This window comes from Ditibartonella choladocola (assembly GCF_002007565.1).
GTDB classification, from domain to species: Bacteria; Pseudomonadota; Alphaproteobacteria; order Rhizobiales; family Rhizobiaceae; genus Bartonella; species Bartonella choladocola.
The window spans coordinates 238,138-257,746 of record NZ_CP015625.1 but is presented as its reverse complement, the minus strand read 5'-3'; the positions used below and the strand labels follow the sequence as shown (position 1 = coordinate 257,746).

Annotated in this window: 13 protein-coding genes and 1 pseudogene; 8 read left to right on the top strand and 6 right to left on the bottom strand. The window is 46.4% G+C overall.

The genetic code is table 11. The annotated features are described in order from the left end of the window. Positions 1–111: 111 nt before the first annotated feature. The gene (gene pncB, locus BBC0122_RS01200; protein WP_077990519.1) at positions 112–1,416 is read left to right on the top strand and encodes a nicotinate phosphoribosyltransferase; all 1,305 of its coding nucleotides are present in this window, start codon (positions 112–114) and stop codon (positions 1,414–1,416) included. Between the two features lie 1,160 nt (positions 1,417–2,576). Here the strand turns inward: pncB and gyrB are convergent. Beyond that, positions 2,577–5,006 carry a DNA topoisomerase (ATP-hydrolyzing) subunit B gene (gyrB, locus tag BBC0122_RS01190; protein ID WP_077990516.1) on the bottom strand — a complete coding sequence of 810 codons (2,430 nt, stop codon included), beginning with the start codon at positions 5,004–5,006 and terminating at the stop codon, positions 2,577–2,579. Positions 5,007–5,477: 471 nt separating this feature from the next. Further along, positions 5,478–5,822: a RidA family protein gene (locus tag BBC0122_RS01180; protein ID WP_077990513.1), complete on the bottom strand. Its 345-nt coding sequence runs from the start codon at positions 5,820–5,822 to the stop codon at positions 5,478–5,480. 120 nt (positions 5,823–5,942) lie between these two features. On the opposite strand from BBC0122_RS01180, the gene hrpB reads away from it, so the two are divergent. The 3 genes from hrpB (at position 5,943) to BBC0122_RS01165 (ending at position 10,456) form a co-directional block, all read left to right on the top strand. Continuing rightward, on the top strand, positions 5,943–8,426 hold the full coding sequence (gene hrpB, locus BBC0122_RS01175; RefSeq protein WP_077990512.1) for an ATP-dependent helicase HrpB: 2,484 nt from the start codon (positions 5,943–5,945) through the stop codon (positions 8,424–8,426). 95 nt (positions 8,427–8,521) lie between these two features. Next, complete coding sequence (locus tag BBC0122_RS01170) at positions 8,522–9,823, top strand: ActS/PrrB/RegB family redox-sensitive histidine kinase (RefSeq protein WP_077990510.1); 1,302 nt, start codon at positions 8,522–8,524, stop codon at positions 9,821–9,823. Positions 9,824–9,895: 72 nt separating this feature from the next. Next, positions 9,896–10,456: an ActR/PrrA/RegA family redox response regulator transcription factor gene (locus tag BBC0122_RS01165; RefSeq protein ID WP_077990508.1), complete on the top strand. Its 561-nt coding sequence runs from the start codon at positions 9,896–9,898 to the stop codon at positions 10,454–10,456. A gap of 183 nt (positions 10,457–10,639) precedes the next feature. Here BBC0122_RS01165 and BBC0122_RS01160 read toward each other — a convergent pair whose 3' ends face one another. Then, positions 10,640–11,143 (bottom strand): MmcB family DNA repair protein, encoded by a 504-nt coding sequence (locus BBC0122_RS01160; protein ID WP_077990507.1) that lies wholly within the window; start codon positions 11,141–11,143, stop codon positions 10,640–10,642. 133 nt (positions 11,144–11,276) lie between these two features. After that, positions 11,277–11,996, bottom strand: a complete 720-nt coding sequence (locus BBC0122_RS01155; protein ID WP_077990505.1) for an arylesterase — start codon at positions 11,994–11,996, stop codon at positions 11,277–11,279. A gap of 70 nt (positions 11,997–12,066) precedes the next feature. On the opposite strand from BBC0122_RS01155, the gene BBC0122_RS01150 reads away from it, so the two are divergent. From BBC0122_RS01150 to BBC0122_RS01140, 3 genes are all read left to right on the top strand, one after another. Then, the gene (locus BBC0122_RS01150; RefSeq protein ID WP_077990504.1) at positions 12,067–12,756 is read left to right on the top strand and encodes an ABC transporter ATP-binding protein; all 690 of its coding nucleotides are present in this window, start codon (positions 12,067–12,069) and stop codon (positions 12,754–12,756) included. Next, positions 12,753–15,302, top strand: a complete 2,550-nt coding sequence (locus BBC0122_RS01145; RefSeq protein WP_077990502.1) for an ABC transporter permease — start codon at positions 12,753–12,755, stop codon at positions 15,300–15,302. Before BBC0122_RS01150 ends, BBC0122_RS01145 begins: the two co-directional genes overlap by 4 nt. A 167-nt stretch (positions 15,303–15,469) precedes the next feature. Next, positions 15,470–16,240, top strand: a complete 771-nt coding sequence (locus BBC0122_RS01140; protein ID WP_077990500.1) for a Bax inhibitor-1/YccA family protein — start codon at positions 15,470–15,472, stop codon at positions 16,238–16,240. 177 nt (positions 16,241–16,417) lie between these two features. Here BBC0122_RS01140 and BBC0122_RS01135 read toward each other — a convergent pair. Further along, positions 16,418–16,708, bottom strand: a pseudogene (locus BBC0122_RS01135) (DUF2794 domain-containing protein); the annotation flags it as partial. Positions 16,709–17,000: 292 nt separating this feature from the next. Here BBC0122_RS01135 and BBC0122_RS01130 point away from each other — a divergent pair. After that, positions 17,001–17,888: an endonuclease/exonuclease/phosphatase family protein gene (locus tag BBC0122_RS01130; protein WP_077990499.1), complete on the top strand. Its 888-nt coding sequence runs from the start codon at positions 17,001–17,003 to the stop codon at positions 17,886–17,888. Between the two features lie 211 nt (positions 17,889–18,099). On the opposite strand, the gene BBC0122_RS01125 is transcribed toward BBC0122_RS01130, so the two are convergent. Continuing rightward, the gene (locus tag BBC0122_RS01125) at positions 18,100–19,560 is read right to left on the bottom strand and encodes a phospholipase D-like domain-containing protein (RefSeq protein WP_077990498.1); all 1,461 of its coding nucleotides are present in this window, start codon (positions 19,558–19,560) and stop codon (positions 18,100–18,102) included. Positions 19,561–19,609: the final 49 nt, after the last annotated feature.

Here is a 19,609-nt window from a genome sequence, read left to right as displayed (position 1 = left end):
AGGAGTCTAAAGACTCCTTGAAGCACCTCGCGAAGGCTTTACTTTCCTTTGTTCTTTTATCAAGGTAACCTTTTCTTGTAAGGTAGAGTCAACAAACAGATTGAAAGTGTTATGGCGCAAACCGATATTGCAGAACGTGTATATAATCACACATGGAAGCTTGATCCTATTATAAGATCGCTGCTTGATACCGATTTCTATAAGTTCCTGATGTTACAGATGATTTGGGGACTTTATTCGGATGTCGATGTGACTTTTTCACTGATTAACCGGACAAAAACGGTTCGGCTGGCAGATGAAATTGATGAATCGGAATTACGGGCACAGCTCGATCATGCCCGTACTTTGAAATTCACCAAAAAGGAAATGATTTGGCTTGCCGGTAATACATTTTATGGCCGCAAGCAAATTTTTACACCGGATTTTCTCCATTGGCTTCAGGGTTTCCAATTGCCTGATTACGAGCTGACACGTAAAGACGGGCAATATATTTTGAATTTCGAGGGGCCGTGGACACACACCACAATGTGGGAAATACCTGCACTCTCGATTATCAATGAATTGCGTTCGCGCGCGGCAATGCGCAATCTCGGACGGTTCGCACTCGATATTCTCTATGCGCGCGCAAAAGCGAAAATGTGGAGCAAGGTCGAGCGGCTTAAAAAATATCCGGATATTCGTATTTCCGATTTCGGTACACGCCGGCGCCATTCGTTTTTGTGGCAACGCTGGTGTGTCGAGGCTTTAAAAGAGGGAATCGGGAATTCATTTACCGGTACTTCCAATGTTCTTCTTGCCATGAACAACGATTTGGAAGCAATCGGCACCAATGCACATGAACTGCCGATGGTTGTTGCGGCCCTTGCCAATAATGACGAGGAATTGCGCACAGCTCCTTACCGGATTATGCAGGATTGGAACCGTTATTATGGCGGTAATCTTCTGGTTGCACTGCCTGACGCTTTCGGTACGGCGGCATTTTTACGCAATGCACCTCAATGGGTGGCAGACTGGACAGGCTTCCGTCCGGATAGTGCACCGCCGATCGAAGGGGGCGAACGCATTATCAAGTGGTGGAAAGACCACGGCAAGGACCCGCGTGAAAAACTTATTGTTTTTTCCGATGCATTGGATGTCGATACAATCGAGGAAACCTACAAGCATTTTCAAGGGCGTGTTCGCATGAGCTTCGGTTGGGGAACAAATCTGACCAATGATTTTGTCGGTTGTGCTCCCAAAGACATCAAAGAACTTGATGCAATTTCACTTGTTTGCAAGGTTACCCATGCCAATGGCAGACCGGCTGTGAAACTTTCGGATAATCCTGAAAAAGCTATTGGCGAGCCAAGTGAAATTCGCCGGTACTTGCAATTTTTCGGCAATGAAGAGCGCGTGGCAAAGCCGGTAAGGGTGTAAGAGCATTCCGTTTCCGGTTTAGCCTGTTCTCAGGATTTACCTCTATGTTCCATTGGCGGCCAATAACGTTCAGATAAAGCTTTATTGGCCGCCAATAATTTTCAGTTTAGAGTTAATCACACCGTTATCAGTGCATTTGATGGGCTTCGTGTTTTAACTAGCGCGAATTTCAAACCGCTTGCCTGCCGTCAACTTTTATCTGTTATTGGTAATTGTCTTGGCGGGAACCGGCCTTTCATTTGCCGTTTCGACTAAAACAATTTCAAAATTCCCGATATAATTATGTTCCCGACATCTCATAGCTTATCGGGGTGAACAGTTTTCGTTCGCCAATATTTTGTCGTAAAAGTCCATTTAACCTGTTTTATCCTATAGCCTGTTTTATTACGTCGATTTTGTTTCTCTCTGCCATAGGCTGCCAATTTTCTTATTGTTGGCATCAATATCGCTGAAAACACATTATCTTTGCCCCACGGGAAAGGAAATTCGGAAAAAACCGCAATTGTTTTCAAGATTTGATATGCCTTTCCTGAAGGTCAATTTCCATCCTGATTTAAAAAATGCCAATTTTATCATGGTTGGATTTATCCGGTTTCGCCGAACCGATTTCTGGCGGGACTCCGGATAGAGTGGTGTTGTTCATCCGGAAAACCGGAATTTTATTATTGAAAACCGGCAGCATTATCCATCTTTGCCATTTTTGCCGGGAAGCGACAGGGGTAAACAGAAGAGCGAAAAGCTCATCGGGATATAAATTCGCAGTCGCATATAATTGAAATCGACAGGCTATAAATTCAAAGTGTCATAGTCGGACTTTTGCAAAATAGTGCAAGACAATTGCACTATGTTTATTAACCCGTCGCAGAAACGCCTGACATCGTAAATCTTGAATTGACGAATGATTGTTAGAACACATCCCGTCACACGTGGAAAAATCTGTCTTAAAAAAATCGGCTTTGTTAAACAAATTTCGGGAGATCAAAAGCCTGATAAAAACCGGCCTTTAAACAAGGCCGGTCTGTTCAAATAAAGCGGGAAGGATAAAAGAGCCGTGCCGGATTTAAAGAACACTGATTTAAAGAACACGGCTTTAACGAACACAGCTTCTGCGCCGGATGTTTTCCGCAAACATTTGTATCATCCGGCACAATGAAATTCCGTCAAACGTCGAGATTCGAGACGTTAAGCGCGTTTTCCTGAATGAATTCACGGCGGGGTTCCACTTCATCGCCCATCAATTTGGCAAAAACCGCGTCTGCATCCTGTGCATCGCCAATTTTGACCTGCAACAGTGAACGGGCATTGGGATCAAGTGTTGTTTCCCAAAGTTGCTCGGCATTCATCTCGCCCAGACCTTTATAACGCTGCATCGTCAGCCCCTTTTTGCCATTGGCAAAAATGGTATCAAGAAGAGCAATCGGGCCAGAAATCGTTTCCGTTGTATCTTTACGACGAAAAACCGGAAGTTTTCCATAAATTTCATCAAGATGATGGGACATATTGTCGATCCGCTTGGCATCGGTCGAAGCAATCAATCCCATATCAAGAACGACAACATCTTTTACACCGCGCAAAACGCGCTCGAAACGGAGACCACCGTCGTCATTCACATGGCCGGTCCAACCGCGTTCCATATCTTCGGCGATCATATCCAGCCGTGCCGCTACGCGATCAGCCGTTTCCTGCGCTTTTTCCTTTGTCGACAGAGCTTCCGGATTAAGTGCACCGGCAATTGCCGCCTGCTCGACAACGGTACGATTATATCTGGTGTTTAAACCATGAAGCATATTTCTTATCACACGTGCATCTTCAACCAATTGGTGCAAATCTGCACCGGCGCGCATTTCACCATTGGCAAGTTCAAGCACACTGCCTTCAAGCCCTGCTTCGATCAACGATTCCTCAAACGCCGTTTCGTTCTTGATATATTGGGAAGATTTGCCACGCGTTACTTTGTAAAGCGGTGGCTGGGCAATATAGACATAACCGCGTTCAATCAATTCCGGCATTTGACGGAAAAAGAAAGTCAGTAACAGAGTACGAATATGCGCTCCATCGACATCCGCATCGGTCATGATAATGATTTTGTGGTAACGCAATTTATCGGGATTGAATTCATCCTTGCCGATTGACGTGCCAAGTGCGGTAATCAACGTACCGATCATATCCGAAGACAACATCCGGTCAAAACGGGCGCGTTCAACATTCAAAATCTTGCCGCGTAAAGGCAAAATAGCCTGATTTTGGCGCGCTCTTCCGCTTTTGGCCGAACCACCAGCGGAATCACCTTCCACGATAAAAATCTCCGATTTCGCCGGATCGCGTTCCTGACAATCGGCGAGTTTACCCGGAAGCGACGAAATATCCAGAGCACCTTTACGGCGGGTCAATTCACGCGCTTTGCGTGCAGCTTCACGTGCAGCAGCAGCTTCAACAACCTTGCCGATCAGAATTTTTGCTTCAGCGGGATGTTCTTCAAGCCAGTTGGAAAGCCCTTCATTAACAAGATTTTCAACCACCGGCCGCACTTCGGATGAAACAAGTTTGTCCTTGGTTTGTGATGAAAATTTCGGATCTGGTACTTTTACTGACAAAATTGCCGTTAAACCCTCACGACAATCATCCCCTGTCAAAGTGACTTTTTCTTTTTTGGCAATGCCGGATGTTTCCGCATAGCCGTTGACCTGACGTGTCAATGCACCACGAAAACCGGCCAAATGCGTGCCGCCATCGCGTTGAGGTATGTTATTGGTAAAGCACAAAACTTTTTCATGGTAGGAATCATTCCACCACATTGCCACTTCGACATTCATGCCGTCTTTTTCGCCGTTAATATAGATAGGTTCGGCAATGAGCGGCTTTTTTGACTGGTCGATATATTTGACAAATTCGACAAGCCCGCCTTCATAATGCAATGTCTCTTCACGCACGTCGGCATGTCTGCGATCTGTCAAACGGATTCGCACACCCGAATTCAGAAAAGCGAGTTCCCGAAGACGCCGCTCCAATGTATCAAAATCGAACTCGACCATCGTAAAGGTTTCGGTACTTGGAAGAAATGTAACTTCAGTACCGGTTTCATCACCACATTCGCCAACAACCTTAAGCGGCGCATCTGCTTCACCATGGGTGAAGCTCATTTCGTGGATTTTACCTTTACGTTTGATACGTAATTTCAACCAGACCGACAGCGCGTTGACAACCGAAACGCCAACACCGTGAAGACCACCGGAAACTTTATAGGAATTCTGGTCAAATTTACCACCTGCATGAAGCTGAGTCATGATGACTTCTGCGGCCGACACCCCTTCTGTCGGGTGAATTTCTGTCGGAATGCCGCGTCCATTATCAGTGACAGTGCAGGAGCCATCGGCATTCAGTGTGACTGTGATAAGGGTTGCATAACCGGCCAGCGCTTCATCAATCGCATTGTCGACGACCTCATAGACCATATGGTGCAAACCTGAACCGTCATCGGTATCACCAATATACATACCCGGACGTTTGCGCACGGCATCAAGGCCTTTAAGAACCTTAATGGATTCGGCATCATAATCGCCTTCGTGATGCTGCGTTGTTTGGTCACTCATAAGTCAGTCCATTTCTGCTTTAAAAACATCGTGTTAAACCGCCTTACGAATCAAGGCGGACAAGCTCGTTATTTATACGCCATGAGCCTTTATTTACCAAGTTTTTTCAGTATCTTTCCCGTGGATAGTGGGCGGTCAAACCCTTTACCGAAGCGGTTTTTAAAGCCCGTTCGGCAGTATCCCGAAATATGAACGTTTTTGAAAAAATGAAAAATTAACCGGTTATCCAATTTCAAAAACTGAACAAACGACTTGTTCACTCTTCAAATTATGCCACTCTACGTAAAACGATATGAATGTCACAATCGAAATTAAACAAAATCATCCCTTTGACCTGCTACCGCGCTTTCATAAGCGCAGCCCATTTGTTGAAACGGGATCATCCCGTTTCAATATTTTCAGACAGTTTTTTCCAGTTTTCTTTAACGAAATGATGAAACCGCCGGTTATAAAATTTCGGGCACCAACACGTTAGAGAGCGGCTGTTACAATGATTTCTACCCGATAAAGAGGAGAGGCGAGCTGCGCTTCACAAGTTGCACGTGCGGGAGCTGAATCTTTTTCAAGCCACGCTTCCCAAACCTCGTTCATAACGTCAAAATCAACCATATCGGCAAGCCAGATTGTTGCTGATAAAATGCGCGATTTATCGGTTCCTGCCTGTTTCAAGAGGCGGTCGATTGCAGCAAGTGCTTCTACTGTTTGTTCTTTGGTGGTTTTTCCGGGGCTGCCAACTTGCCCTGAAAGAAAAACCATACCATTATAAATAACGGCTTCACTCATCCGTTTATTGGCATCAATACGTTTTATCGTCATAATATTTTCCCTTGATTAATCCTGCATTGTCAGGCTGTTTATTTATTGGCATTTGACGGGCGAAAGTCTATTTCTTTTGCGTGCCATAAAGATGTTCCAATAGTTATTCACAAAGCCTGTATGAACCAAGACAAACAAAATCTTCCTGTTAACGAAGCACTTCCTGCGCTCGATCAAGCGCTTCAAAACAATAATAAAGCCATTCTTGTTGCCCCGCCGGGTGCCGGAAAAACCACCCTTGTGCCGCTCCATTTGCTAAAACAGGATTGGTGCAGGGATAAAAAATTCATTCTGCTCGAACCGAGGCGCCTTGCGGCTCGTGCGGCTGCCCGCCAAATGGCAATGCGACTAGGAGAAAAAGTCGGTGAAACTGTCGGCTATATCATGCGCTTTGATAAAAAAATTTCCAAAAGCACGCGCATTGTTGTGGTGACCGAGGGGGTTTATTCGCGCATGGTTCTTGACGATCCGGAATTATCGGAGGTAGCAGCAGTTTTATTCGACGAATTTCATGAACGCAGTCTTGATGCCGATTTCGGCTTGGCACTGACGCTTGATATTCAGGGCGGGTTAAGGCCCGATTTGAGAATTCTTGTGATGTCGGCAACACTTGACGGGGCGAGAATTTCCAAAATTCTTCAATCGGCTCCTTTGATAGAATCCAAGGGGCGGAGCTTTCCTGTCGACATCGTCTACCAACCCCGAAAGGTCGGGGACAATCTCGAAGAATCTATGGCAAAAACCATCTATCACTGGTTGTCGTCACAACCGGAAAATATTCTGGCCTTTTTGCCCGGACAAAGGGAAATAAACAAAACTGCACGTTTGCTTGCCGATATGGTTGATAAAAATACCATTATTGCTCCTCTTTACGGTGCAATGGATAGTAAAGAACAGGATTTGGCAATCAAACCGGCGGAACGGGGCAAGCGTAAAATTGTTCTTGCAACCTCCATTGCCGAAAGCTCGCTGACAATCGAGGGCGTCGGCGTTGTTATTGATAGCGGGCTTTCGCGGGTTCCGCTTTTTGAGCCTGCAACCGGAATAACAAGGCTGGAAACGGTTCGGGCTTCGCGTGCTTCCGTTGACCAGCGCGCCGGCCGCGCCGGAAGAACTTCGCATGGCATTGCCGTGCGTCTTTGGCATGAAGGGCAAACATCTTCACTTCCCGATTATCAAACCCCAGAAATATTGACCGCCGATCTTTCCGGCCTTTTGCTTGATAGCGCAGCCTTTGGCATCACCGATATATCGCAACTTGTTTTTCTTGACCCGCCGTCAAAACCGCAATTGAATGAAGCACGCGAACTGTTAAAAAATCTCGATGCCATTGATAAAAATGGACGCATCACCGCCATAGGCGAAAAAATGCGCAAAACCGCATTGCCGGTACGCTTATCCGCCATGCTTATCAAAACAAAAACCATTGAAGAAATGCATTTGGCAAGCGAAATTGCAGTTATTTTGACAGAGCGCGGACTTGGCGGCAACGACGATGATATTGAACGCAGAATTGAAAATTTCCGTGTAGACAAATCGGACAGAGCAAAAAAAGCGCGTTTACTGGTCAAGCGTCTTGTCAAACAACAATATCCTGATAGCAGTGATGATATTGATAATTTACCCCTCCTTTCCGCCGACCAGGCGGGGCGGCTTCTGCTTTTTGCTTGGCCTGACCGTGTTGCCAAAGCAAGAGGCAATAACGGGCGTTTTTTAACAGCCAATGGAAGAGGCGTTGTCGCCGACGAATTATCGCCGTTTTTCAAAACAGATTATCTCGTGGTTGCCGATATGATGGGAAAAGCCGAAGAGGCGCGTATCATTACAGCCACAAAAATCGACGAAGAAACAATCCGCACTGTTTTGAACGCCGAGATAGAAGGCCGCACAGAAATTTCTTTTGACGCGCAATCGCATTCCTTGCGTGCGCGAGAAATTCAAAAAATCGGGGCGGTTGTTCTTGGTGAAAAAACACTTCCGCTGCCAAAAGGTGAAAAAGCCGATCAGGCTGTTATTATGGCTATCCGCCGTTATGGGCTGAACATTCTCCCGTGGACAAAAGAGACCATTGCTTTAAGACAACGGCTTCAGTGGTTGCATCAGGGGCTTGGAGAACCGTGGCCCGAAATGTCGGATAAAGAACTTTTAGAGAAGCTCGATGACTGGCTTTTACCCTTCCTGACAGGCGAACCGCAGCTTGATAGAATAAGAGACAATAGCATTTATAACGGTCTTGTTTCGCTTGTTCCTTATCAACTGCAAAATGAAATAGATAAAAAAGCGCCAACGCATTTTACAGTACCGACCGGCTCTGATATTGCGATCAATTATGAAGGGGAAGCACCTCTCATCTCTGTTCGTGTTCAGGAATTATTCGGGCTAAGTCAACATCCTTCCATTGCCGACGGGCATATACCACTTGTTCTGGAACTCCTTTCCCCCTCGCACCGGCCAATACAGATCACGCGGGATTTGCCGGGCTTCTGGCGTGGTTCATGGAACGATGTAAGAGCCGACATGCGCGGCCGTTATCCCAAACACCCGTGGCCGGAAGATCCGCTTTCCGCACTCCCGACGCGACGGGCAAAACCTCGAACCGGTTGAAATCCGGACAATAATCGGCTTTAAACACATCATACGGGATTAGCCCGTCGAACTTCCCTTGAATAAAATGCGGGTAACGTCGCAAAGGTAAAATGATGGAAAAGGAATTTTTTCAACGCACCTCCACCTATTCGCGCCGTTTGCGTTCGACGACACTTGTGCGTATCCGTTGGCTTGCGATTTTCAGCCAGACAATTACAATTGCTTTTGTTTCTGTTTATCTCGGATTTAAGTTTCCCATCATTCCATGCACAATATTGATTGCCGCATCCATCTGGCTCAATATTTTTCTGACCTTTTTTTATTCCATCAATGACCGCTTGTCATCCAATGTTGCAACTACAATACTGGGCGTCGATATTCTGCAATATGCGGCTTTGCTTTATTTGACAGGCGGTTTGCAAAATCCGTTTTCGGTTTTGTTAATTGCACCCGCCGTAATATCTGCAACGTCTCTTCCGCGCAAACATATCATTTTTCTCAATCTTCTGGTTATCATTTTTGCCAGCATTCTTTCAACCTATTCGGAACCTTTGCCCTGGTATCCGGGGCGGACAATCGAGACACCACGGCTTCTTGTCGACGGTATATGGACGGCAATTGTTTCGTTCCTCATCTTCACGACAGCCTATGGTTACAGAGTGGCGGAAGAAACCAGAAGTCTGGCCGATGCGCTCAGTGCCACCGAACTCATCATGCAGCATGAAAAACACCTGTCCGAACTCGATGGTCTGGCTGCCGCCGCGGCGCATGAACTTGGAACACCGCTTGCAACAATCCAGCTTGTTGTCAAAGAAATGTACAACGGATTGAAGGATGATCCTGCAATCGGCGACGATTTAAGCCTTCTTTTAAGCCAGACAGAACGTTGCAGAAACATATTGAAACGTTTGACGACACTTTCAAGCCAGGGTGAAGACCATCTTTCACATTTGAGCCTTCTGGAGCTTCTTCAGGAAGTTTCCGAACCGTTACGTGAATTCGGTATCGACATTATTATCGAAAAGGGCGAAACGGTCGGTGACGAACCGGTTTTTCCGCGCAATCCCGGTATTTTGTATGGCCTCGGCAATCTTTTGGAAAATGCAGTCGATTTTGCGCGCAGCAAAATCATTATCCAGTATAAATGGAATGAAAAATATGTTGCCTTGACTATTATTGATGATGGACATGGTTATGACCCGTCAATTCTTGATCGCATCGGCGAGCCTTATACGACAAGCCGCCATGCCGACAGTCAGGGCGGGGGATTGGGACTTGGATTGTTTATTGCCAAAACACTTCTCGAAAGATCCGGTGCGCTTTTGCGTTTCAGGAATAGTCCGAAAAAAGAATATGGTGCAGAAGTTTATCTGGCATGGAGTCGAAAGAGCCTGACCAAGACCAAGACGATTTGACATTTTGTCGCAGTCAAGGCTAATGTTGACAGCCAAACGATACATTTGGACCTACCGGATAAAGGACAATGCATGACTGATACTGCACATAATCAGGACGCGATTGGAGCCGATACTTCATTGCTTCTGGTTGACGATGACAAGCCGTTTCTCCACCGTCTCGCACGTGCCATGGAAGCACGTGGCTTCAGTGTGACCATGGCCGAATCAGTGCAGGACGGAATCGCCAATGTGCGTCATAATCCACCCGCTTATGCGGTGGTAGACCTCAAATTGGGGGATGGCAACGGACTTGATGTCATCGAGGAAATTCGTAAATGCCGTTCCGATACCCATATGATTGTATTGACCGGTTATGGCAATATTGCTTCGGCGGTTAATGCTGTAAAGCTCGGTGCAATCGATTATCTCTCGAAACCTGCCGATGCCGACGATATATTCGGTGCTCTTACCCGCCACGCTGGCGAAAAAGCTCCGGTTCCGGAAAACCCCATGTCGGCTGATCGTGTACGCTGGGAACACATCCAGCGCGTTTATGAAATGTGTGATCGTAACGTTTCAGAAACTGCCCGCAGATTGAACATGCACCGGCGCACCTTGCAACGCATTCTGGCAAAACGCGCGCCAAGGTGAAATGATATTCTTCCGGCCGGAATAAAAGCGACGCGAACGAAAGTGACAAGAGCAACAATCCGGACATAGCAAGCCGTTAAATAATAACATATTCTGAAGTAGCGCTCGCTCGAAATTGCTCATTGGCAGCCAAAAGTGAAACGCGAAAAGCTTGCCCTTTCCGGTTTATTGTCAAATGCGCAATCAATCGGATTTTTCATCGCTATCAACAGCAAGATCAAATCCATCAAGCTCGGCTTTCGTCAGTCTTCTTGCTGCAACCCTTGAAAAACGCAACATGACCGATTTACGTGTTGCTGCCGACATACGGTGTTCGGGGGCGTCGCGCATGATATAGCCGTCAAACCCGTCGGCCAGAATAAACCCGCAACTTTCCGGAAACAGTTCCATTGGGACTTCGGCGTGGCTTGCGAAATAAAGTCTGTCACAATGGGCGCGATAATCCTGCCATTTATGATCTGCCTTCAAATCTCCGATTGATGATTTGATCTCGACAATAATCACTTCACCCTTGCGCCCTATTCCAACGAGATCGGCGCGCCTTCCGTCGGCAAGTGGCAACTCGCTTAAAACCGGAATGCCAAGCCGCAAAAAAAGCCTTTGTACGCCATGACGCACCATTAAAGCTTTTTCGGATTGTCGCCCGTCATCAAGAGGATGTTCTTTATGGAGATTGATAATCGGCATAACAGGATATTCGGATTTTTCCTTTCAAATCCCGTATAACGGGAATTGGTTTTATTTAGTAACTTTTTATCGACAAGGTTCCAGAACGGATGGTCGCAATAAACGTGATCGGCAAAAATTGACTGCCACCCGCTTATTGGTGGTTTACTCCTAATCCGTTCAACGTTTTTTCAATCATCGGCAACATTTTTTCAACAATAACAGTAACGCCTTTATCGTTTGGATGTTTCCCGTCATCAAGCTGCAAATCCTGATGCCCTGCTACGCCTTCCAAAAAGAAAGGATAAAAAGCGGTATGATATTTGTCGGCAAGGCGCGGGTAAATGGCTTCAAATTGTCCGGCTTTGTCCTTGCCATAATTAGGGGCACTTTTCATGCCGACCAGTATGACGGGGATTTTGCGATCTTTCAGCCGCGACAACATAAAATCGAGATTATCCTCGGTTACCTTGGGGTCGATGCCGCGCAACATATCATTGGCACCGAGTTCTAGAATGACGAGGCCGGTCTGATCCGGCACCGACCAGTCGATGCGCTCCCTGCCACCGGTTGTTGTATCACCTGAAACGCCGGCATTGATTACCGATATGTTGTAATTTTTCGCCTGCAATGCAGCTTCAAGGACAGCAGTAAACGACTTGTCGACGGGGAGCCTGTAACCTGCCATCAGGCTATCGCCGAAACCGACAATCTGGAAAGGGCGTGGCGGGGCCAAGTCATCATCGAGAACCGGTGTTTCACTGTCTTCGCGCGCCGGTTCGTCAATTTGACCGGCTTGTTGGGCGGATGCAGGAAAAACCGCAATGCTGCCTAGAAAAAGCCCGATGAATGCACAAATAAAAGGCCGCAACATTTTTTACCCCTCGGCGTGAAGTATCGTTATAATCCTAGATCAGTTTGTGACATAAGAACAGGAGTTATTTGTGGCAAGAGCTTTGGTTGAACTCAAAAATATTGATCTTACTCTTGGTGAAGGTAGTTCTCGCGTTCACGTTTTAAAGAATCTGTCACTGGAGATACATCGCGGTGAAACTGTCGGTATTGTTGGCCCATCCGGTTCCGGCAAATCAACATTGCTTATGGTGCTTGCAGGGCTAGAGAAAATTGACAGTGGCGAAATATTCATTGCCGATACGCGTATTGATAAGATGAATGAAGATGAAGCAGCACTTTTTCGCGGGCAGAATATCGGCATTGTTTTTCAATCATTCCAGCTTATTCCAAATATGACAGCTTGGGAAAACGCCGCTGTTCCGCTTGAACTTTCGGGAAATGCCGATGCTTTCGATATTGCAAAACAGGAACTTGAACATGTGGGACTTGGCGAACGTCTCGATCATTACCCCGCGACATTATCGGGTGGCGAGCAGCAGCGCGTCGCCATTGCACGTGCACTCTCGCCCAATCCCCGCATATTGATTGCCGACGAACCCACCGGCAATCTCGACACCGATACCGGTAAAACCATAGCAGATCTCATTTTCAAACGTGCCGCAGAGCATGGATTGACAACCGTTCTTGTTACCCATGACAGAAGCCTTGCCGCGCGATGCGGGCGTCAGATTTATGTACGCAACGGTTTGATTGAAAAAGACAGTGGAGCGGCAGTATGAGCCTGTTTCAGGAACTTCGCCTCGCTTGGCGGTTTTGTTTGCGAGAAATGCGCAGTGGCTTGAACGGGTTTTATATTTTCCTGTGTCTTATTATATTGGGTGTTGCAGCCATTGGTGGTGTCGACGGTGTTTCGCGAAATATTTCCCGCGAAATTAACGATCAGGGGCAGCTTATCCTTGCCGGTGATATACGTTTCGGCCTGACCCAGCGCGAAGCAAACGAACAGGAATTGGCATTTTTCAAAGCCAATGGCAAAGTATCCGAAAGCATTCTTATGCGTTCCATGGCGCGGCGCGCCGATACAAGTGACAGCACATTGGTCGAAATAAAGGCTGTCGACAGCTTCTATCCGCTTTATGGTACCTTAAAGACCCTGCCACCGGCGGGAAACGAAGATCTGTTCAAAAAAGACGATAAGGGATTTGGTGTTGTTGCCCAGAAACTTCTCATGGAGCGGCTTCAACTTCATATCGGCGACAAAATTAAAATTGGCGATCGTGATTTTACAATTCGCGCTGTTCTCGACGAAGAACCCGATCTTTTGTCGGAAGGTTTCCAGCTTGGCCCACGGCTTTTCATGTCGATTGATGCGTTACGTGAAACGGGATTGCTGGTTCCGGGAAGCTTGCGCAATTTTGTCTATAAAATTGCGCTCGACAATAGCTCCGACAGTTTCCTGCACGACCTCCAACACAATCATGAAAAACAGTTCTCGGATAATGGTTGGTCTATCCGCAGTCGCGTTGATGCCGCTCCGGTTTTGCAAAAAAACATTGAACGTTTTACCAGTTTTCTTACTCTCATAGGACTGACAGCACTCATTGTCGGCGGCGTAGGAATTGCAAATTCTGTCAACGCCTATATGGACAAAAAACGCAAGGTTATTGCCATATTCAAAGCCCTTGGTGCACGTTCGCGCTTGATTATCGAAATTTATTTTTCACAAATTATGCTCATCGCGCTGATCGGAATTATAATAGGTCTTGTTTTTGCGACGATCATTCCCTTTGCGGCAAGCCTTATCATCCGCCAATATCTACCTTTTTTCGGAGAAGCGCATTTTTCACCGATCAGTCTGGTACTTGCAATTATCTTTGCATTGTTGACGACAGCAGCTTTTGCCATTCTGCCTCTATCGCGTTCGCGCTTTACGTCCGTAACAACGCTTCTTCATCCTTTTGGCGGGGAAGAGCTTAAAAAATCCGACAAATCCGGATGGTTGTTGACCGCAATATTATTGCTTGTAACAGCTACTCTCGCAATTTTAACCGCATCTGACAAACGATTGGCCTTTATCTTCATCATCGCTGTCATCGTCGTCTTCCTCGTATTGAGAGGCGTTGCTTCGGCCATTACTTTTGCTGCACGCAAATGTGCCCATATGCGCTCAACGATCTTGCGCGTTGCTATCGGCAATATTTATCGCCCGCGCTCCATTACACCTTCGGTTGTTCTGGCACTTGGTCTTGGTCTGACATTGCTTGTTACGCTTTCGACAATCGATAATAATTTAAGAGCCGAACTTTCCGGCTCTGTCCCTGAAAAAGCGCCCGATTTCTTTTTCATGGATATTCTGAAAAGCGATGCCGAGGATTTTTCAAATTTTCTGAAACAATACGATCCTTCCGGAACCTTCAGGATGATGCCGACATTGCGCGCCCGTATTACAAAAATAAACGGTGAACCGGTAAAGAACAGAAAAGTAAAAGAAGAGAGTGAATGGGTCTTACGCGGTGACCGCAATATAACCTATTCTGAAACCATGCCCGAAAACACCGTTCTTTCCGAAGGCCAATGGTGGAAAAATGACAGTAACAAAGCCATAGAAGTATCGGTTTCCGATCGGGAAGCAAAAGGGCTTTTTCTGAAACTTGGCGATACGATAACTGTCAATATATCGGGGCGGGAAATAACCGCCCGCATCACCAGTCTTCGTCGTGTCGACTGGGACTCGTTCGCCATGAATTTTGTCATGATTTTTTCGCCGGAAGCCTTGAAAGGCGCGCCACATGTTTTTCTCGCAACTTTCAAAGAAGGGGGCAATCATCCGGTTAACGAAGCCGGATTAATGCGTGAAATCGCCAGCCGTTTCCCTTCAATTACGGTGGTTCCGGTTCATCAGGTACTTGATGACGCAAGAAAAATAGTTGATGAAATCGGCATAGCTATTCGTGCATCCTCGACAATAGCCATTATGGCTGCAATCCTTGTCCTGATCGGCATACTTTCTTCGACCAACCAGTCGCGCATTCATGATGCCGTTATCTTGAAAACTTTGGGAGCAACCCGCAAAATGCTCTTTAAAGCCTATTTTGCAGAATATGCAATTGTCGGCTTGGCAACAGCAATATTTGCGTTTGTTGCCGGAACGGTTGCCGGCTCCTTGATTGGCCGATACAAAATGGAAATAATCAACATCCATTTTTCATTCACTTCCGGTATTGCCGTCATTTGCACGGCACTTATTCTGACCATCGGCTTCGGCCTTATCGGAACCTGGCATATATTGAGTGAAAAACCGTCACGTTTTCTAAAAGAATTGTAATCTATTCCGGATGATGCGAGACTTGTATTTTTTCAAATTAATGCCCATAATATCAGTTAGGCATGCTGGGGTTCCGCCAGCGGCGCCTGGGATTAGAATGGGGGAATCACTTTTTTTGAACCATTTTGCCCGACACCGTCCGGAACACAAGCTAAAGGATTATTTATATGGCTGATTTTAGAAACTTTCGTCCGACAACTGCAACTCAGGCCGATGCTTCCATCGACATGGGACTGCGCAGTTATATGCTTGGCGTTTACAATGCAATGGCAATCGGGCTTGTTATTACGGGTATTGCAGCATTTGTTATCGCTTCACTTGCAACATCGAGTGACCCGACACCTTACATGTTGCCAAACGGCGTTTATCTGACATCATTCGGTGTTACTTTCTATACTTCACCGTTTGCTTATGTTGTGATGTTTGCTCCGCTCATTGCAGTGTTCTTTTTGAGCTTCAAAATCGGGTCGTTGAGCACAAGCTCGGCACGTATGCTGTTTTTTGTTTATGCAGCACTCGTAGGATTGTCGCTTTCATCCATTATTCTGCGCTACACACCTGCAAGCATTACACAAACATTCTTCATTTCAGCGGCCGCTTTCGGTTCCCTGTCGCTTTACGGTTATACGACAAAGCGTGATCTGACAGGTATGGGGTCGTTCCTGTTTATGGGGTTGATCGGCCTTCTGTTGGCCATGGTTGTCAATCTTTTTCTGGGGTCGAATGCACTGCAATTTGCCATCTCGATTATCGGTGTTCTCATTTTTGCCGGTCTTACCGCTTATGACACCCAGACAATCAAAGTTATGTATTATGAAGGTGATGAAGCCGAAACACGTGGCCGCAAGGTTGTGATGGGTGCTTTGACACTCTATCTCGATTTCATCAATATGTTTGTCTTCCTGTTGCAATTCCTCGGACAGAATCGCAATTCATAAAGAATTCAAACAAAACCGTTCTTTAAACCCCGTCTTTTTTAAAGGCGGGGTTTTCTTTTTAACGATTTTTCTTTTTCTTGAATTCTTATTCGTCTCTTCAAAAAAGTTCTTGTTCGCCTGTTTAAAAATTGGCAAACATCAGTGCTGCTTTCCGCAACAACACCTTCAATGACAAGCTCAGACAATTTTGAAGAGCTTCTTGTCAAAAACTTTCAGAACATTGCGGAGTTCCTTGCCGCGTTTCAGGATCAATCCGCTTGCTGCAATGACACTGTAAGCACCTTGACGGTTTGCCAATTTCGGGTTTTTCTCGACACGATAAAGCGGTATTTCAGCGGTTCGGCGAAAAATGGAAAACACCGCTTTGTCATCCAGATGGTCAATCGCGTAATCGCGCCATTCGCCGGCAGCCACCATTTGTCCATAGACACGTAATATCGCATTCAATTCGATACGGTTAAAGGCAACAGGGCCGGAATGTTTTTTGAAACTGTTTTGTGAAAAAGCTTCGATTATAATTGCTTGATCGTCGCTCATATCAACCATGGTGTTTATCTTCCATTTTTTGCAGGCGTTGGTGTCCCATTTTAAATGGTTATGCAACCTGTCTCGCGGCAATTAAATCTTTTATCATATTTTGGTGAAAAAATAGGTGGTAATAGTCTTCAATTTCAAGCGACAAAGCTTGTAGTTTTATAGCTGTCACTTCATATAATAATCAAAGCTTTCGAGCGGGGCAAATCTGCTTTCAGAAAAAATCATGGACATCCTTAAAAATAAAAAGTTCCATTGGCCAAGCCAATTAAGTCAAAAAGCCCTCCAGACAAGATTATTGCAGGCTGTCCGCAATCGTCATGGACACCGTCCGAAAGATGCCGATCGTGACACTTACGATATGGTCGTCGGCTCATACAATATTCATAAATGTGTCGGTGTCGACAATGTGTTCGATCCGGAGAGGATTGTGCATGTCGTTGCCGAACTCAATCCCGATATTATGGCTTTTCAGGAAGCTGACAAGCGTTTCGGCGAAAGAATAGGTTTGCTTGATCCGGAACTTCTGAAATCGGAAACCGGTTTGGAGCGTGTACCAATCAATACAATGTCCCCACGCGGATTAGGCTGGCATGGCAATGCTCTTTTCATGCGCAATGGGAAAGTCAAAGATATTGTCCAACTGAAACTGCCCGGTGTTGAACCGCGTGGTGCGCTCATCGTCGAACTCGATATGCCGGTCGGGCTTATCCGCATTGTTGCCGCCCATTTCGGTCTCTTGCACCATTCAAGGATTCAACAGGCAAAGCTTATTTTGTCTATTCTGAAAAAACGTGACATCATGCCGACAATCATGATCGGCGATTTGAACGAATGGCGATTGGGCAGAACATCGTCTCTCAAAAGCCTTGCTCCGTTTTTTGATTTGCGCTTGGGAACATTGCCGAGTTTTCCTTCGCGCTTTCCTGTTTTGGCGCTTGACCGTGTTTTTGCCTATCCGCATGAACTCGTTTCCAATATAGAAATCCATAACTCGCCGCTTGCACGGCTTGCTTCCGACCATTTGCCTATCAAAGCGGAAATCGACCTTGAGGGAGCAACCAAACTGCTCAAGGAACGGGCGAAACGTGAAACAGAAAAATTTACGGAATAATTCCGTTTATAAAGCCGGAAAAACAGGTTGAAGCCGGAAAACGATTGTTTAAACGGCGCTCCCCTGTTTCGAGAGGCTCGAAACACATCGAGCCTATCAGTTTCAGGCACTCGGTTTTCGTCAATAGAGGCCGATTTTCCGGTAGATAAAGAACTTTTATAACGGCAATAGCCCCATGTCGCGACAGCGCAATCGACAGCTTGGAAAAATATCAAAGATAGGGCGAACCTAGCCAGATAACCCTGTCAATCAAACGCGAAAGAAATGGCCGATTTACAAGATCTTCCATTCTGACTTCACGCGCATCTTCCTGCTCATGCTGTATTTTTTCCGAAAGATAGCGGGCAAGTGTTTCGTCGAATATTTCCATATCGATCTCGAAATTCAGTCTTAATGAACGCGAGTCAAGATTGGATGAACCGACATAGCTCCAGCGATCGTCGATCTCCATGAGTTTTGAATGATTGAAAGGCCCTTTTGCACGCCATATACGGCACCCGTCACGCAAAAGCTGATCGAATTGGGCACGCATGGCCCGGTCGACAAGTTTCAAATTGTTATTTCCCGGCACGACAATATCAACGTCGACACCGCGACGGGCGGCTGTTACCAGCGCGCTAATCAATTCCCTGTCGGGTAAAAGATAGGGTGTCATGATACGAATATGCTTTTCGGCAAGCGAGAATGCACCGATCAACATGCGTTGGTTTGTTTCGATCAAACGGTCGGGACCGGTTGGCACGACGCGGACGCAGACACCTTCGTCGGATTTTTCCTTGATTGCCGGAATAGCCCAGATTTTGGTGTCGAGATTTTCCCCTTTGGCAAAAGCCCAATCATTGGCTGCGACCGAAAAAATATCGGCAACAGCCGGCCCTTCCACGCGAAAATGGGTATCGTCGGCGGTTTTTTCACCGCTGAATGTCTGTGAAAAACCGGCACGGATATTCATCCCGCCAGTAAAAGCAACACTCCCGTCGACAACGAGAATTTTTCTGTGCGTGCGCAAATTGGCATAAGGCAGACGTAAACCGATAATAATATTGCCGTTAAAAACCGCGACGGGGACTTTTTCACGCCGTAAATCACGGACAATCGAAGGGATTGAATAGCGCGCACCGACCGCATCAATAAGAACACGCACCTCGACACCGCGGCGAACAGCAGCAGACAAAGCTTCAACAAAAAGCTCCCCCATACCGTCGCGGTCAAAAATGTAACATTCGAGAATCAAACAACGCTTGGCCGCACCGATTGCGCTTAACATAGCACTATAAGCTTCATCGCCATTATCAAGAACTGTTAAATGATTGCCGCGCGTCATCCGGCCAAGGCTTACATGATCGCCAAGTTTTTTCATGGGCGCAGCAAGACGCCCGAACCGGTTCAGAATATAACTATCCGAACAATCATACTTATCGGCACGCGCATGACCTTTGCTGCCGGCGTGCCGGTGCCGTTTATAAACAACATTGTTATGAATGCGGTTGATACCGAAAATACCATAGATGACAGCACCCAAAACGGGCGAAAGCATAATGACACCAACCCACCCGATAGCGGTGCGAACCTCCTGCTTTGTCATAGTGGCATGGATTGCAGCACCAAGCCCCAGAAAAAACGACAATAAGGCTAGGATATGCGGCCAATAATTTTCAATAAACACATGCATTGGTTACTTTACTTTCATTGGTCTTCATAAAGGTCGATAACCGCGATAA

Bases quoted from the DNA above. Each gene is read 5' to 3' on its own strand.
- pncB (WP_077990519.1), top strand. From the start codon at position 112: ATGGCGCAAACCGATATTGCAGAACGTGTATATAATCACACATGGAAG.
- gyrB (WP_077990516.1), bottom strand. From the start codon at position 5,006: ATGAGTGACCAAACAACGCAGCATCACGAAGGCGATTATGATGCCGAA.
- BBC0122_RS01180 (WP_077990513.1), bottom strand. From the start codon at position 5,822: ATGACGATAAAACGTATTGATGCCAATAAACGGATGAGTGAAGCCGTT.
- hrpB (WP_077990512.1), top strand. From the start codon at position 5,943: ATGAACCAAGACAAACAAAATCTTCCTGTTAACGAAGCACTTCCTGCG.
- BBC0122_RS01170 (WP_077990510.1), top strand. From the start codon at position 8,522: ATGGAAAAGGAATTTTTTCAACGCACCTCCACCTATTCGCGCCGTTTG.
- BBC0122_RS01165 (WP_077990508.1), top strand. From the start codon at position 9,896: ATGACTGATACTGCACATAATCAGGACGCGATTGGAGCCGATACTTCA.
- BBC0122_RS01160 (WP_077990507.1), bottom strand. From the start codon at position 11,143: ATGCCGATTATCAATCTCCATAAAGAACATCCTCTTGATGACGGGCGA.
- BBC0122_RS01155 (WP_077990505.1), bottom strand. From the start codon at position 11,996: ATGTTGCGGCCTTTTATTTGTGCATTCATCGGGCTTTTTCTAGGCAGC.
- BBC0122_RS01145 (WP_077990502.1), top strand. From the start codon at position 12,753: ATGAGCCTGTTTCAGGAACTTCGCCTCGCTTGGCGGTTTTGTTTGCGA.
- BBC0122_RS01140 (WP_077990500.1), top strand. From the start codon at position 15,470: ATGGCTGATTTTAGAAACTTTCGTCCGACAACTGCAACTCAGGCCGAT.
- BBC0122_RS01130 (WP_077990499.1), top strand. From the start codon at position 17,001: ATGGACATCCTTAAAAATAAAAAGTTCCATTGGCCAAGCCAATTAAGT.
- BBC0122_RS01125 (WP_077990498.1), bottom strand. From the start codon at position 19,560: ATGCATGTGTTTATTGAAAATTATTGGCCGCATATCCTAGCCTTATTG.